Below are 1,333 nucleotides of genomic sequence, written 5' to 3' on the forward strand. Positions count from 1 at the left end.
CGATGAACCGCCCCGGCTCGAATGGAGACTCGATTTCATGAAAGGATCGAGTCATGGCACGACCTTCCCGTTACCCGCTTGAGCTCCGTCGTCGTGCGGTGCGCATGGTCGCCGAGGTGCGCGCCGACTACCCGAACGAGACGGCCGCCTTGCAGGCGGTGGCCGAGAAGCTCGGCATCGGCTCCCGCGAGACACTGCGGAACTGGCTGAAGCAGCACGACATCGACGCGGGGACGCGGGCGGGGACGACGACGGAGGAGTCCGCCCAGATCAAGGCGTTGAAGAAGGAGAACGCCGAGCTCAAGCGGGCCAACGAGATCCTGAAGGCCGCGGCGAGTTTCTTCGCGGCCGAGCTCGACCGGCCACACACGCGCTCGTAGCGTTCATCGACGAGCACCGGGACCGCTTCGGCGGGGTCGAGCCGATCTGCAGGACGCTCACCGGGCACGACTGCAAGATCGCCCCTTCCACGTACTACGCCCACAGGAAACGCCTCCAAACTCCCTCCGCCCGTTCCGTGCGCGACGAGGAACTCAAGGCGCGGATCCAGGAGGTCTACACGTCCAACTACCGTGTTTACGGAGCCCGCAAGATCTGGCGCGAGCTGAACCGCCAGGGACATGCGGTGGCCCGCTGCACCGTCGAGCGCCTCATGCGCGAACTCGGCATCCAGGGCGCCGTGCGGGGCAAGCGCGTCATCACCACGATCCCCGGCGGGCAGGCCGAGCGGGCCCCCGATCTCGTCGACCGCGACTTCGTCGCCGCCGCTCCGAACCGGTGCTGGGTGGCGGACTTCACCCATGTGAAGACGTGGTCCGCGACCGTCTATGTCGCGTTCGTCGTGGACACCTTCTCCCGCCGGATCGTCGGCTGGTCGGCGGCCACCGTCAAGGAGACCGTCTTCGTCCTGGACGCTCTCGAGATGGCCGTCTGGCAACGCGACCGGGACCAACACCCCGTCCAGCCAGGGGAGTTGATCCATCACTCAGACGCCGGGTCGCAGTACACGTCGTTCAAGCTTGCTGAGCACCTGGACGTGGCCGGCATCGCGGCGAGTATTGGATCCGTCGGAGATGCGTACGACAACGCCCTGATGGAGTCGACGATCGGCCTGTACAAAACCGAGTTGATCAAACCCCAGCGGCCCTGGAAGACGCTCTCCCAGGTTGAGCTGGCCACCGCCGAGTGGGTCGACTGGTACAACCACCGCCGGCTCCACGGTGAGATAGGCCACGTTCCACCCGTCGAGTACGAAGCCAATCACTACATGGAATCCGCAAAACCCCAGGTCACAACCATAATCTGAGATCTCTATCGAACCCGGGGCGGTTCA

General features: G+C 65.2%; 1 protein-coding gene. It reads left to right on the forward strand.

Translation table 11 applies throughout. From position 1 onward, the window contains the following. Positions 1-53 precede the first annotated feature (53 nt). Positions 54-1,306, forward strand: a protein-coding gene (locus tag ABT245_RS45915; RefSeq protein ID WP_351747132.1) for an IS3 family transposase whose coding sequence is annotated in 2 segments (ribosomal slippage) — positions 54-336 and positions 336-1,306 — 1,254 coding nt in all. Because the reading frame shifts where the segments join, the coding sequence is not laid out codon by codon here. Positions 1,307-1,333 lie beyond the last annotated feature (27 nt).

The organism is Streptomyces sp. NPDC001508 (assembly GCF_040298665.1).
In the GTDB taxonomy this organism is placed as follows: domain Bacteria; phylum Actinomycetota; class Actinomycetes; order Streptomycetales; family Streptomycetaceae; genus Streptomyces.